This is a genomic window from Mesorhizobium hunchu (assembly GCF_040081975.1).
Lineage (GTDB): Bacteria > Pseudomonadota > Alphaproteobacteria > Rhizobiales > Rhizobiaceae > Mesorhizobium > Mesorhizobium hunchu.
Window position 1 is genome coordinate 1 of record NZ_JBEBMG010000024.1, and the last position, 13491, is coordinate 13491.

Genomic DNA, 13491 nt, shown 5'->3' on the forward strand with positions numbered 1-13491 from the left:
CCATTGCGGATCACATAGACGATCCCGCTCACGATCCGTCGGTCATCAACACGCGGCACGCCATGCGCCAAGGGAAAAAACGGCGAGATCCGAGCCATCTGGCGCGCGCTCAGCAGAAACAAATCACTCATCACAGCCTCCTCAAACAAGACTGTGAATCACATCTCAAATCAATTTAATAGGTCCTGAACCTAGATGATTAGTCTTAGTAATAAAATCTGAAAAAAGATCATGCGTGACAGAGCGCTCAGTTAATATTATTCGATGCTCTATGGGGCGCCGTGACGCATAATCTCGAATTTCATCCAACATGGACACATAATTTTCAAATATAACTGCAATTTTAGTGCGATTTGATGTAAGTTTACGTAGTTCTTCAATTAATTTAAGAGACTTATTGGCATAATAGATCTTATATCCCTGCTTTATAAGGATCGATGCCAAGTTTAGAGAGCTAGCAGTTTTTCCTGATGCAAGCTCGCCTGTGATAAGTATATCTCTATATGGGCCTCTCGATAAAGCGGCAGATATGTCTTTATCCTGCCGCCGACTAACTAAATATGGTTGATTTCCAAACACAAATTCGCTATGTAGAACCTCATGTTCGGGCAATCTCCCATATACTAACTGTTCTTTTATTTTCGTTGCGTTTGATTCGCTCGATCCATTGTCGGCAAAGGCCGTGATTTCCTTTAGTGCTACAAAACCCGTAGAAAATCTCACAGCTTCGTAGTTGGCTCCAACTACAGTTATTGACGACAAAAGTTGCTCGATGCCACCTTCAATGAGTTGCCCAAAATCCGCTATGACACCTTTCTCTAAATCATCGGCCTTAGGTGAGACGTAAAAATACGTCTTTCTTGCCAACGATGGATCGGATATCAGTGCCCTCTGAATATCGAGATCGGAGAGGCTATACCCCACGAAGAAAATTGCTCTAGCTGCGCTCAAGTCCTTCAGAAAGAATCTAAACCATTCTGAATCTTGCAAGCGCGACGTAGCGTACGCATAGTCCGTCAAGGTCAGATTTGCCTGGAGTGTGGCTGGGCTTACTTCGTTTATGAAGCCATTGATATGAATTATTGCTCCAGTGCTGGCTCGTGCTTGTTCGTCGTTGAGAGTAAGCGACGATACTGGTCGTCTCCCGGCCAGTGACATTTCAATGGCGTTATCATAGTTTGTTGTATAGATACGGCGCCATGGTATATCATAGAGAATTGGTAATTTCTCGTCTACTTGTGTTACTGTAAGACAATTTTTTATTAGATCGTAAGTAAAATTTGTTCCTTTATTTCTAACTACGTAGCCGGCAACGCGCTCTAGTGTGTGTGGCGAGCCGGTACCAATGGGTTGCTCCAGCAATAGATCAACTAGCGCTTTTCCGTCCGGTATCTGCTCGCCGTCCCGGTTCTTGGAGAGAAAGGACAGACCAGCACCCACGAAAAGCATGGCATCACCGTCTAGAGCACATCTAATTGCATCGTCGATTTCCATGACCCGCTCCTACCGGTTGCCTAAGACACCTCAATGGTTGGCTCTCAATCTGTAGAACTACGCCTGTGCTCGTCAAGAGATAGGGATGTGGCCTGATGCCGGTTTTTCGGACACCATAAGCTAACATAGCCTGTCCTCGGGCTTGCCGGAGGCAAGACCCTGGGGCGCCAATCCGCTTTCTCCGACAAATTGCACTCCTTTATCCCCACGCCTCCTGCCCTGCCTTACAATCCCGCCGCCTGAATGGAGGCGGTGATGGACTGGAACCTGGCAATCGAGATAAACCGCGCGGCGCTGAAGCGCATCGTGGCGATGCTTGTGGCGATGGCGGGATTTGCCGGCACGGCCGTTGTTACTCCCGCCGGGCAGTCCGACGATTGCGGACCTCTCCTTGAGGGCGGACGTCGCGTTCTACCTCGTCATCTTCATCGTGCCGTGCTCAGGCTGTTGCGGCCGGCCGAGTCGGCGGCGCGACGGCTGGTCATCGCCGCCGCGCGCGAGATGCTCGTCGTGCCTGTGCGGTCCGTGCCGGGAGGTGCAGGCTCGGGCGGTCTCGGGATTCCTGCAGGCGTTTGCGCACCCCCACCCCTTACCCCTCCCCGCAAGGGGGAGGGAGTCGCCGACGTCTCGCTTGGTTCTCCAGCAGATAAACTGAGCGCAGGCGCTGCAAAATCCCCCTCCCCCTTGCGGGGGTCCGAAGGACGGGCGAGACCCGTGGCTCGCCCCGGCACGGTTAGGGGTGGGGGTGCGCCGGCAGTGGTCCTTTACACCGATCGGCGGACGCACGGCCGCAGGGCCGAACCCGGCAGCCGCCCCGGAGCGACAGGAGGCGCCGCCATCCGCGGACATATGCTTCCGCTGCTGGATACCCTGCCCCGCTGGCGTCCGCGCCGGCCTGCCCGGACCTGCATGCCGCGCATCTCGGTTCCCGGTTACACCCAGCCGTCACCGATTCCGCCGCCGCCGGCGCCCGGCGATCCGGTCGATGCGACGCGGCTTGTCCTGCGGTTGCAGGCGCTCGAACGGGCGCTGGACGACCTGCCGGGCCAAGCCAGGCGCTTCGCCCGCTGGCGCCACCGCGCAACCGCACGCGCGCAGGAAAGGGAAGCCGTAGCGCGAGGCGCAGCCGACAAGGAAGCGGCCGCAGAGTTGTGGCGCCGCCACTCCCAGGCCGCCGCACGCGGCGAAAAAACGCGCACGAAAATCATTCGCTGTTGGCCGCTGCGCATGGGCCGGCCGCCGGGCTGGCGGCGCAGGGGCCGGCATGAAGTTCATGAGGTGCTGTCGAGAACGACCGGGCTGGCGCTCTATGCGCTGGAAGGACGCGACACGTCCTGACCGCCCAAAATCTCCGCAAGCAAGACAGGAACCGCCTGCCGTCTCGAAAAATGAGCGGACAGGCCGCCCGGCCCGCCCGCTCTACCCCCAGCATACGGCGAACGGCGGCCGTTGGGTGCCGCCTGCCGCCCCCGAGCCAAAGAACCGGGATTGGGTTGCCGATACTAGCGCCGGCGCAAACATTCCGCACACCCCATTTGGGGTAGTGACGCCGCATGAAACCGGACGGGCGCCTTTCACGGAAAGGCTCTTCACGCTCGGCTTGGACCAGCTTTGGGCCGGAATTGGCAGGAGCGTGCACCGTCTTCACGGTTTGCTGTGGCAAGAGCCGGGCGCACGTGGTTTCTAGAGCAATTCCAGCAAAAGTGTGCAGCGGTTTTGCGTCCGGAATTGCGTAGGAACAAAAGGATGGAGCATTGAAGGCGATCCTGTTTTCACCGGAAATGCTCTAGACAGCAGGTCTCGCTGAGGCGATCCGCAGTCTTCGAGGAGGAACGCATGGCAAAGTCAGGAACGATCCGCGCCGGCCGGATACGAGCCGGCATGGGCGGCTGGACCTTCGAGCCGTGGGACACGTCCTTCTATCCGGACAAGCTGGCGAAGGCGAAGCAGTTGCATTACGCGTCGCGACAGGTGCCGACGATCGAGGTCAACGGCACCTATTATTCCAGCTTCAAGGAACCGACCTTCGTGAAGTGGGCCAACGAATCGCCCGACGGCTTCGTGTTCGCGCTCAAGGGCAACCGCTTCGTCACCAACCGCCGCGTGCTCGGCGAGGCCGGCGAATCGATGATGCGCTTCCTCGGTTCCGGCGTGGCCGCGCTCGGCGAGAAGCTCGGGCCGATCCTGTGGCAGTTCGCACCGACGAAGAAATTCGACCCGGACGACTTCGAGGCCTTTCTCAAGCTTCTGCCGGACAAACAGGACGGCGTGAAGCTGCGCCACGCGGTGGAGGTGCGCAACGGCAGCTTCGTCGTGCCCGAGTTCCCGGCGCTGGCGCGGAAATACGGCGTGGCGATCGTCTATGCGGATCACCACACCTATCCGGCCATCGCCGACGTCACCGGCGATTTCGTCTATGCCCGTCTCCAGACCGGCAAGGACGAGAACCCCGACTGCTACGAGCCCGGGCGGCTGGACGAATGGGCCGGACGCGTGAAGGTATGGGCGGAAGGCGGGGAGCCGGACGACCTGCCGAAGGCCGCCCCCGCGACGGTCGCGCCGGAGGAACCGCGCGACGTGTTCGTCTATTTCATCACCGCGGGAAAGGTGCGCGCGCCGTTCGGCGCCAGGGCCTTGATGGAGCGGGTCAGCGGCTGAGGGGGCGGTCCCGCTCAGCCGGCGCCGCGCGCCACCCGCTCGATCTCCTCGCGCACCAGGCGCTCGACCAGCGTCGGCAGATTGTTGTCCAGCCAATCCTGCAGCATCGGCCGCAGCATCTCCTCGGCCATCTCGTCGAAGCTCTTCTTGCTGCGGCTGGCGAAGGCTTCCGACAATTCGCCGAACGCGGCGGCCACCTGGCGTCCCGTCTGTTCCGAGACGAGCGTCGGTCGGGGAGCGGCCGTTGCAGCCGGCTGGTCTTCCGGTTCATCGAGGAGCAGGTCGTCGTCGTCGATCTCGACCTGCGGCTCGTCGGACGACGCGGCGTCTGCGTCAAGGGACTCCACGGGCTCGGCCCGTCCGGAAAATCGGTCGCCGCCCGCCGGTTCGATGTCGGGCTCAATTTCGGGCGCCGTCTCCGGGACTGGCCGGGCCGCGGCGGCATTGAAACTCTCGCCGGCGGCGACGCGGGCACCGAGTTCGGCCAGCGAAGTCGGCCGCGTCGCGGAAGCGGCGGCCGGCTCGCTTGCTGCAAAATCGAACGTCTTGGGAGCGGCCTCGGTCGGCAGAGATAAGGATGCCCGATCGCTTGGGTCGGGATCGATCGGAACGGCGCGCAATTCGCTGCGGAAGACTTCCACGTCCCCGGCATCCGCTTCGGCGGCTCCCGTTTCTGTCCCGGCGGTCTGCTCAGCTTCGTCGGGCTGCTCAGAGACATCGCCGGCAGGTCGACGTCCGCCATCACTGTCTTCGATGATCCTGCGGATCGAAGCCAGTATCTCTTCCATCGAAGGTTCGCGCTGTGCGCTGCTTGCTGTCGCCATCGTCACATCCGCCGCCCTTGTGACCCAGAATTCAGGATCCGCGATAGCCTGGCCACCGTCGAATCACCTTCCCAAGCGTAGCGGATCAACTCCGAGACGAGAATCCCCATTCGCCCGGTGCCTTGGATTTCAACAGATTAGGGGATTCACCAGACCAGAAGATTCGGCCAGCCGGCGGGTCCCGAAGCGGCGCCGGCTTCAGCGACCGTCCGGCGTGCGCAGGCCGTACCACTTGTCCTTGACGGCCTTGTAGTGCTCTTCGGGATGGTAGACCGCGACCTGGAGCCCAAGACGATCGACGGACAGATGCCCGATCGCCAGCACGATGGCGTAGCTCGCCACCACGACGTCATGCTCGGAACTGGCGAGATTGATCTTCGCCGTAGTCACGTCGTTCTGTGCATTCAGCACGTCGAGCGTGGTGCGCTGGCCGACATTGCGCTCCTCGATGACGCCGTCCAGCGCGAGCTGCGCAGCCGATACCAGCGCCCGGTTCGCATCGACACTCTCGCGCGCGGCAGTATATTGCGACCATGCCGAGGCGACGGCCTGGCGCACTTGGTCGCGACTGACATCGACCTCGATGCGCGCCTGCGACAGCGATTCCTTGTTCTGGCGGACCTGCGCCGAGACGCGTCCGCCCTGATAGAGAGGAATCGTCAGCGTCGCGCCGACGCTTGCGGAATTCGAATAGTCAGAACTGTCGTTGCCGACGCCCGGCAGATTGCTGTCCTTGTAACTTCTCGACACCCCGGCCGACGCCGAAAGTTGCGGCAGCAGCGCGCCTTCCGCCGACTTGACGTTGAATGCCGCCGCGTCGACCGCATGCTCGGTGGCGAGAATGGCTGGATGCTCGTTAGCCGCCAGCGCAAATGCCGAATCGATGTTCCTGGGAAGCAGCTTCGTCAGCGGCGACGCGGCCTTCAGCTTGCCCGGATCGTCGCCGACGATCTGGCGATAGGTCGCGGCACTGGCAAGCGCCTGCGCACGCGCCGCGCTGAGCTGGGCGATCGCCGAAGACCGCTGCGCCTCCGTCTGGGCGACATCGGTCCGGGTGCCCTCGCCCACCTCAAGCCGCGACCGGGCGGCGCGAACCTGCTCGGTCATGGCTTTCAGATTCTGCTCGGTCAGCACCGCGATCTGCCGGTCGCGGATGACGTCCATATAGGCGGCGGCGGCGTTGTAGAGGATGTTCTGCTCGGTATTGCGCAGGTTCTCGTTGGAGGCCTGCACCTGCGCCTCGGCGGCCGCGACGTTGTTGCGGGTCTGGAAGCCGTCGAAGATGGTCTGGTCGATCTGGACGCCGAAGCTGCCCGTCGTCAGGTGCGTCGTACCCTTCGCCCCATTGAGCGACGTCGATGGTCCGCGCGTGGTCGAATAGTCGATGCTGGCGGAACCGGCGATGGTGGGACGATAACCGGACTTGGCGATGGCCACGCCTTCGTCGGTGACGCGCACGCCGGCGCGCGCCGAGTTGAGCTGGGAATTGTTCTGGTAGGCCTTGGAGAGCGCGCCGAAGATGGTCTCGGCCGACGCCGTGACCGGCGAGAGCACGGCCGCGGACACCAGAAGCGCGGCGAAAAGACTCTTGTTCACAGAAAGCACGGCACGTCCCTCATTCGCTCACGGGAACCAACGCGATATGGATCGCTCCGCCGGACTCGATGCCGCACCGCTGATGTTCCCCGCCGCCGTCGTCAACCCGAATCCGGGACGAGTCGGCAACGATTATTTAACACCTTAGCCAACATGAGAACGCGTTGGCCGCAAGGCAAATAACTCAGAACTCGAAAACGCGCGCCCGTTCAAATCCGGGTAGTGGCTTAATTGCCGCATTAAATGCACGCCGTCCGGTAACGACACCAGTAGTCTTTAAAAACAGACGGGCGACGCCCGCATTTCCATTACCTTCGACGGCGACGAGACGACCCTCCTCCGCCAGCTGGTCGAACAGCGCCTGAGGCACTTCCTCCACGCTGCCGTTGATGAGGATCACGTTGTAGGGCGCAGCCGCCGAATGGCCCTGCGACAAGGGACCCGTGACCACGTCGACATTCGTGCAGCCGGTCTGCGCCAACGCGGCGGACGCCTGCGCGGCCAGACCCGAATCGCCTTCCACCGCCACCACCGATCGCGCCAGCCGCGACAGGATGGCGCTGCTGTAGCCGGTGCCGCAACCGACATCGAGCACGGTGTCGGAAGGCTGCACGTCCGCGAGCTGGATCAGGCGCGCCAGCGGCGACGGCTCCATGAGGTAACGCGGCCCTTCAGGCCCGGTGGCGACCCGGATATCCTCGTCGATATAGGCGATCGCCGGATCGGCGGAACCGATAAAGCGCTCGCGCGGAATGGTCAGAAAAGCGTCCAGCAAGGGCGCGCTGGTGACGTCGGTGGTACGGATCTGGCCGTCCACCATCTTGAGGCGACGCTCTGAGAAATCGCTGATCATGCCCCTGACAGTCCCATTCTGGCGCTGGCCCGCTTCGGCGCGGGTTTTGCCGCCGCTGTCCCTTGGCGGAGACCTTGCCACAGCATGTGGCCGAAGTCCCCTCTTCGCCGCGAGATTCCTGGGGACGATGCAGGAACCGGCAGCCGATGAAACGGGATCAGGGAATTTGGAGGCCTCGCCCGGAATCGAACCGGGGTGCAAGGATTTGCAGTCCTCTGCGTAACCACTCCGCCACGAGGCCTCGTCGCTCCCGGCGTTTCACGGGCATCTCAATAGGTTAGCCCAAATTTTCAGTCAAGCACGCAAGCCCCGTCCCGAAAAGTTTCCTCCGGCCATTCCGGATGACGGATACAGGAAAGATTTCTTCAAGCGCCGAAGGCTCCTCGTGAAAGAAACGGGAACCTGCTTTGCGAAAGTCGGGAACAGTCATTGTGTCCGTGCTCCAAAATGCGATAGTCTCGACCAGGAATGATACTGGACGGGTCGGAGCCTACGCTCGCGAGATAATGTACGACTTCTGGACGAGTAAGGCGCAGATCTCATTCTTCAGGGCGATAAATGTCTGCTTTCTCGATCTACTATAATAACGAAGCAATACAGCGAATCGTGCAGGAGGGCGAACACCGCAAAATTATCGGAGGGGAATGGGAGGAATATGGTCGCAACCAGCTTGATTTTCTCAAGCGACACAGCCTGCGACCTGAAAGCCGCCTGCTCGACATCGGGTGCGGAAGCCTGCGGTTGGGAGTCCCCGCCGTTCGGTACCTTGCCGCGGGAAACTATTGGGGTACCGACCTAAGCCGTCCTCTTCTCGATGCGGGTTACGAAAAAGAAATCGTTCCCGAGGGACTAGCCGACAAACTGCCGCGCGATCATCTCGTCATCGATGACGACTTCACGTTTCCGGGTCTGCCGACCGAGTTCGACTTCTGTATCGCGCAGTCCGTATTCACCCATCTTCCGCTCAACCACATGCGCCTTTGCCTGGCGAAGCTCGCTGATCACCTTACAAAGCCGACAACGTTCTTTTTCACGATCTTTGCGGCGCCAAACAACACACTGCATCATCCTGTCGAACAATGTCCGGGCATAGTCTCACACCCGCACAAAGATCCCTATCACTACAGCATCTCCGATTTGCATCATGCAGCGGCCGGACTGCCGTGGCGGCTCGACTTCATCGGCGAATGGGGCCATCCAAGAAACCAAAAGATGGCGCGCGCCGTATTTGACCCGTCTTTCAAGATTCCTGCAGCGTGAGAATGCCCGTCAGTTGCACCCGGGCGACAATCATTTTGCCGCCTATGTCGGTCCGCCCCACCATGGGGGCTTTATAGGCGCGACGCAGTTTCCCACGCTTGCCGCTGGCACCGTCCACTCCAGACTTGGTATGCCATCGCTCGAACGCAAGACCGCTTGCCATTGCCGGAAACCGGCCGCCATAAACCGACGCACCAACTTCAGGGGCTCTGCAGTTTAAGGAGCAGAAGTTGCGGAAAGCGTTACCCGGCCATCATGGGAAACGCCCGCCACGACCTCCCGACGCGAGCGCCCTGCCCGCCATGGCGGCAGCGGACGAATTTAGGGACGGCGCTGACCGACCGGCAAGGCATGGCGTCCAATCACCCTGCTAGAGCGTCGGATGTTCAGCTTGAATCGATAGGGATTCCGGTGAGGCAGCGTTTGTGATTCACTTCCCTGTGGAGGTGATTTGCGATGCCCAAGCCGTATTCGATCGATCTGCGTGAACGAGTTGTTGGTTATGTCGACGCCGGCCATTCACGGCATGCGGCGGCGGCCCATTTTCGGGTGTCGGTTTCGTTCGTTGTGATCCTGATGAGGAACTATCGAAAGACTGAGAGCCTGGCCCCAAGGCCAGTGGCGGTCGCCGCCATTCCAAGCTCGACCCGCATCGTGGGTTTCTGCTTGGTCGCGTGGCCGAGAAGGACGATATCACCATGTCGGAGCTTGCCGCCGAACTGGCCACTGCTGCAGGTGTCCAGGTGGCTGCCGCCTCGATCTCGCGCTGGCTCATCAGGAATGGCTACCGCTTCAAAAAAAACGCTGCTGGCCAGCGAGCAAGATCGTCCTGACGTCAGAAAGGCGCGGCAGGAATGGCGGACCAAACGCCAGCCGCGGATGCGCCTTGAGCCGCATCGGCTGGTGTTCATCGATGAAACCGGAACCACCACCAAGATGACACGCCTGCGCGGACGCTGCCTGAAGGGCCAACGGCTGCGCTCAAAGGCACCGTTCGGACATTGGAAGACGCAGACCTTCATCGCCGGGCTGCGCTGTTATGGGCTCACCGCCCCTTTCGTCATCGACACGCCGATGAACCGGCGCATATTCGAAACCTACGTCGAAACGCAACTCGCTCCGACGCTGGCAAAGGGTGATGTCGTCATCCTCGACAACCTCGCTGCCCACAAGAGTCCGGCAGCCGAGGCGGCCATTAAGGCCAGAGGCGCATGGATGCTGTTCCTGCCGCCCTACAGCCCCGATCTCAATCCGATCGAAATGGCCTTCGCCAAGCTCAAGGCGCATCTGCGTGCCAAGGCCGTCACAACAATCGACGCCCTGTGGCAGGCCATCGGCAATATCTGCAATCTCTTCTCCCAAACAGAATGCAGAAACTACTTCACCGCCGCAGGATATGGACTCACATGAACGTCCGATGCTCTAGGCTGAATCGACATTCATCGCATCCACAGCATAGCTGCGGCGAGTTGGAGAAAGCTGAGGAAGTGTTTGGCGCGCCGATCGAAGCGGGTTGCGATGCGGCGGAAGTGCTTGAGCTTGTTGAAGCAGCGTTCGACGGTGTTTCGGACCTTGTAGGCCTCGAAATCGTAGGGGATTGGCTGCTTGCGGGTCGGGTTGCAGGGGATGACCGCTTCCGCGCCCATGCTGGCGATCAGGCCTCTCAAGGCATTGGAATCATAAGCCTTGTCGGCCAGCACGCGACGCGGCGAGAGGCCTTCGAGCAGGGCCGGGGCGAGCGGTGCATCGCCGCGCTGGCCGGGTGTCAGGATCAGCTTCAGCGGTCGGCCGAGCGCGTCCACGGCCATGTGGATCTTGGTCGTCAATCCTCCTCTGGAGCGCCCCAGAGCCTGGTCCCCCCTTTTTGGCCGCCGCCCTTTCCGGTGGCTGCCTGCTGGTGGGCGCGCACAAGACTCGAGTCGAGACTGACATAGTCATTGTCGGGATCATCGATGAGTTGGGCGAAGATGCGTTCCCAAACGCCGGCCTTCGCCCATCGCGTGAAGCGCTTGTGCGCCGTCTTGTATTTTCCGTAGCGCTCCGGCAGGTCGTGCCAGTGCGCGCCGGAGCGAAGTACCCAGAGCACACCGTTGACGAAATTGAGATTGTCAGCCCCAGAGCGACCAGGATCACCGGACTTGCCGGGCAACAAATCCTTGACCCGGCGCCATTGCTCAAGGCTCAGTTCGTAGCGCTTCGGCTTTGACATCATCGGGCTCCAGATCAGCGAATCTAGAGCCCCATGAATCACACATCACGCCAAAACTGAATCCTGAATGTCGATTGGTCCTAGGGGCCATTACAATGCCGGCGCCAGCCTCGGCCGGCCGGTTACGGGATTGCCAGCACCATATATGCCGGCCCCCCATGCGCTTTGCCACGTAGCGATCGACCCGACCGAAGAGCTTGGCGGCGCGCGTGTCTCGTCTACGCCGCGCGCGGAGCGCGGTTGCGCCGGGGCGGCCGGCGCTTGCCGCGGAAGGGTTTCGGCCCGCCGGGCTGGCGCTGCCCGTCCGGCCGGCCGGCGGCATGATGCCCGCCTTGCGGCTTTCCGGCATTGGCAGCCCCCGGCTTGGCCGGGCCTCGCGGCTCACGGTCGGGCTTGCCTGCAAAGCTGCCCTTGAATTTTCCCGGGCGCGCCTTGTCGCCGTTCCTGCCGGAAGCACCCTCGCGGCGGCGGCCGTCCTGCCGGCGTGCTTCGAAATCGTCCGTGCGGCCGCCTTGCTCGCCGCGCGCATGGGCGGGTTGCTGGGGGTCGGGTTCGCCGAGATGATCGGCATCGACCGGCAGCTTCATGCGGATGATCCTTTCCACCTGGCGCAGCTTGCCGTTCTCCGACGGATCGACCAGCGTGATCGCCGTGCCGTCCAGGCCGTTACGGCCGGTGCGGCCGATGCGATGCACGTAGCTTTCCGCCTCATCGGGAAGATCGAAGTTCACGACGTGACTGATGCCGGGCACGTCGATGCCGCGCGCGGCGATGTCGGTGGCCACGAGAATACGGACCGAGCCGTCGCGGAAGCCGTTCAGCGCCTTCTGGCGGGCGTTCTGACTCTTGTTGCCGTGGATGACGGCGGCCGGGAAGCCGTCGCGTTCGAGGTCGCGCGTGACGCGGTCGGCGCCATGCTTGGTGCGGGCGAAGACGATGACGGAGCGCATCGTCTCGTCGGCCAGCATTTTCGACAGAAGTTGGCGCTTCTGTTTGGTCCTGGCCAGCACGACACTCTGCCGGATCTCGGCGGCAGTGGTGCCCTGCGGCGCGACCTCGACGCGGACGGGATCGCGCAGCAGGCCCTGCGCCAGGTCGGCGATCGCCTGCGGCATGGTGGCCGAGAACAGTGCCGTCTGGCGCGCGGGATGCGTCGCCTTGGCGATGCGCCGCACATCGTTGATGAACCCCATGTCGAGCATGCGGTCGGCCTCGTCGAGCACCAGCCAGGTTGTCTCGGACAGGTTCACGTCACGCTCCCGGATCAGGTCCATCAGCCGGCCGGGCGTCGCGATGAGGAAATCAACGCCGGGCGCGATGCGCTTGACCTGGCTGAAACGCGACACGCCGCCAAGCACCAGGGCGGTGGAGACATGCCCGCCTTTGGCGAGCAGCTTGATCGTGTCCTCGATCTGGACCGCAAGTTCGCGGGTCGGCGCCAGGATCAGCGCGCGCGCAGTCTTCGGGCGGCGCTTGGTGCCGAGCGCCATGATCTTCGACAGGATCGGCAGCGCGAAGGCGGCCGTCTTGCCGGAGCCGGTCTGGGCGATTCCCAGAATATCGCGGCCTTCCATCTGCGCGGGGATCGCCTCGACCTGGATCGGCTTCGGGTCAGTGAATCCGGCAGCGAGCGTGCTCTTGAGGAGTTGGCCGTCGATGCCGAGCTTGGCGAAGCCTGAAAGCTCCGCCTGAATGTCATTGGTCAAAATTCGTCTTCTTTCACGCGGCACCCTGGCCGCAAACATATGCGCGGCGGGGCGCAACCCGCCGGCGAAAATCTTCTGGAAACGACAAGGCGGCGGACGCGTCACGTCCGCACGGCTGCGCTGTCGTGCCCGCCGGCCTCATGCCACGGGGCTTGTTCGCCGCTTTGCCGGCAACCGGAAAAGGGGAAACAGACGCAACCAGTCTCAACGCGAGGAGAAAGCCGGATCACCCGGCCCATGCGCCTATGGCCGCTCATATGGCGGAGTCGGGCGCTAAAAGCAAGAGGCTCATGTTGCAATGCAGCATTGCAAGGAACATATCTTTCCTTTACGGTCGGACCAAGGGTTCAAAGGGAGCGCCTGCGGCCGAACCGCCTCGACAGCCAGCCGTAACCATCGGCATCCACCGCGATACGCGCGCTCATGTCTTGCGAACCCGGACACGGGCTTGACTCTTTCGGAGCGACGGCTAAAAGGCAGCCGAAACGACGACGGCTTGCCGTGCCGCCGGGTTGCGCTTGATGCAACCGAACGTTTTACCTCGGCGTTCACCAAATGCGCCTGTTGGGGAATAGGTTAACGGTAGACCCACGGACTCTGACTCCGTTAGTCCTGGTTCGAATCCAGGTTCCCCAGCCAAACTGCTCCCAGAAATCCTTGTAATCCGCGGGATTCCGGACCTTTCGGAACGTCTGAGTGTTGATTTCCGTTGAGAGCTGACCCGGGATTTTCGCCGAGAAGTGACCCGCCTTCATGTATGGTTTGGGTCTTAGGTTTTGGTCAAGGTGGGTGCTTTCTCCTTCTTTGTTGGTGTGGTCTGGGCGGAGCTGTTCTTGAAGCGGAAGCTGTCGTTTCCGGTCTCCAGGATGTGGCAGTGATGGGTGAGGCGAT

9 protein-coding genes, 2 tRNA genes and 3 pseudogenes are annotated in these 13491 nt (G+C 61.4%); 5 read left to right on the forward strand and 9 right to left on the reverse strand.

Translation table 11 applies throughout. From position 1 onward, the window contains the following. Nucleotides 1-131: transposase (locus ABMA46_RS21215; protein WP_425475763.1), on the reverse strand; the 131-nt coding region annotated here is incomplete at its 3' end. Nucleotides 132-165: 34 nt separating this feature from the next. Then, nucleotides 166-1494: an SIR2 family protein gene (locus tag ABMA46_RS21220; RefSeq protein WP_349001990.1), complete on the reverse strand. Its 1329-nt coding sequence runs from the start codon at nt 1492-1494 to the stop codon at nt 166-168. A 909-nt stretch (nt 1495-2403) separates the two neighbouring features. Between ABMA46_RS21220 and ABMA46_RS21225 the strand changes: the two genes are divergently transcribed. Continuing rightward, a complete protein-coding gene (locus ABMA46_RS21225) occupies nt 2404-2832 on the forward strand; it encodes a hypothetical protein (RefSeq protein ID WP_349001991.1) in 429 nt (142 codons plus the stop codon). Nucleotides 2833-3330: 498 nt separating this feature from the next. Continuing rightward, nucleotides 3331-4152, forward strand: a complete 822-nt coding sequence (locus tag ABMA46_RS21230) for a DUF72 domain-containing protein (RefSeq protein WP_349001992.1) — start codon at nt 3331-3333, stop codon at nt 4150-4152. A gap of 14 nt (nt 4153-4166) precedes the next feature. Here ABMA46_RS21230 and ABMA46_RS21235 read toward each other — a convergent pair whose 3' ends face one another. The 4 genes from ABMA46_RS21235 to ABMA46_RS21250 form a co-directional block, all read right to left on the reverse strand. Next, nucleotides 4167-4976: a PopZ family protein gene (locus tag ABMA46_RS21235; protein ID WP_349001993.1), complete on the reverse strand. Its 810-nt coding sequence runs from the start codon at nt 4974-4976 to the stop codon at nt 4167-4169. Nucleotides 4977-5174: 198 nt separating this feature from the next. After that, complete coding sequence (locus tag ABMA46_RS21240) at nt 5175-6581, reverse strand: TolC family outer membrane protein (protein WP_349001994.1); 1407 nt, start codon at nt 6579-6581, stop codon at nt 5175-5177. Between the two features lie 175 nt (nt 6582-6756). After that, nucleotides 6757-7425, reverse strand: a complete 669-nt coding sequence (locus tag ABMA46_RS21245; RefSeq protein ID WP_349001995.1) for a protein-L-isoaspartate O-methyltransferase family protein — start codon at nt 7423-7425, stop codon at nt 6757-6759. Between the two features lie 167 nt (nt 7426-7592). Next, nucleotides 7593-7666 (reverse strand) — tRNA-Cys (locus ABMA46_RS21250). Nucleotides 7667-7983: 317 nt separating this feature from the next. Between ABMA46_RS21250 and ABMA46_RS21255 the strand changes: the two genes are divergently transcribed. Both ABMA46_RS21255 and ABMA46_RS21260 read left to right on the forward strand, forming a co-directional pair. Next, nucleotides 7984-8685 carry a class I SAM-dependent methyltransferase gene (locus ABMA46_RS21255; RefSeq protein WP_349001996.1) on the forward strand — a complete coding sequence of 234 codons (702 nt, stop codon included), beginning with the start codon at nt 7984-7986 and terminating at the stop codon, nt 8683-8685. 456 nt (nt 8686-9141) lie between these two features. After that, a pseudogene (locus ABMA46_RS21260) lies at nt 9142-10095 on the forward strand (IS630 family transposase). A gap of 29 nt (nt 10096-10124) precedes the next feature. Here ABMA46_RS21260 and ABMA46_RS21265 read toward each other — a convergent pair. After that, nucleotides 10125-10894 (reverse strand): annotated as a pseudogene (locus ABMA46_RS21265) (IS5 family transposase). A gap of 218 nt (nt 10895-11112) precedes the next feature. Then, nucleotides 11113-12639, reverse strand: coding sequence for a DEAD/DEAH box helicase (locus tag ABMA46_RS21270; protein ID WP_349001997.1), 1527 nt, complete (start codon nt 12637-12639; stop codon nt 11113-11115). Nucleotides 12640-13165: 526 nt separating this feature from the next. Here ABMA46_RS21270 and ABMA46_RS21275 point away from each other — a divergent pair. Next, nucleotides 13166-13239: transfer RNA gene (locus ABMA46_RS21275), tRNA-Gln, on the forward strand. Nucleotides 13240-13369: 130 nt separating this feature from the next. Here the strand turns inward: ABMA46_RS21275 and ABMA46_RS21280 are convergent. Beyond that, nucleotides 13370-13491, reverse strand: a pseudogene (locus ABMA46_RS21280) (ATP-binding protein); the annotation flags it as partial.

Bases quoted from the DNA above. Each gene is read 5' to 3' on its own strand.
- ABMA46_RS21220 (WP_349001990.1), bottom strand. From the start codon at position 1,494: ATGGAAATCGACGATGCAATTAGATGTGCTCTAGACGGTGATGCCATG.
- ABMA46_RS21225 (WP_349001991.1), top strand. From the start codon at position 2,404: ATGCCGCGCATCTCGGTTCCCGGTTACACCCAGCCGTCACCGATTCCG.
- ABMA46_RS21230 (WP_349001992.1), top strand. From the start codon at position 3,331: ATGGCAAAGTCAGGAACGATCCGCGCCGGCCGGATACGAGCCGGCATG.
- ABMA46_RS21235 (WP_349001993.1), bottom strand. From the start codon at position 4,976: ATGGCGACAGCAAGCAGCGCACAGCGCGAACCTTCGATGGAAGAGATA.
- ABMA46_RS21245 (WP_349001995.1), bottom strand. From the start codon at position 7,425: ATGATCAGCGATTTCTCAGAGCGTCGCCTCAAGATGGTGGACGGCCAG.
- ABMA46_RS21255 (WP_349001996.1), top strand. From the start codon at position 7,984: ATGTCTGCTTTCTCGATCTACTATAATAACGAAGCAATACAGCGAATC.
- ABMA46_RS21270 (WP_349001997.1), bottom strand. From the start codon at position 12,639: ATGTTTGCGGCCAGGGTGCCGCGTGAAAGAAGACGAATTTTGACCAAT.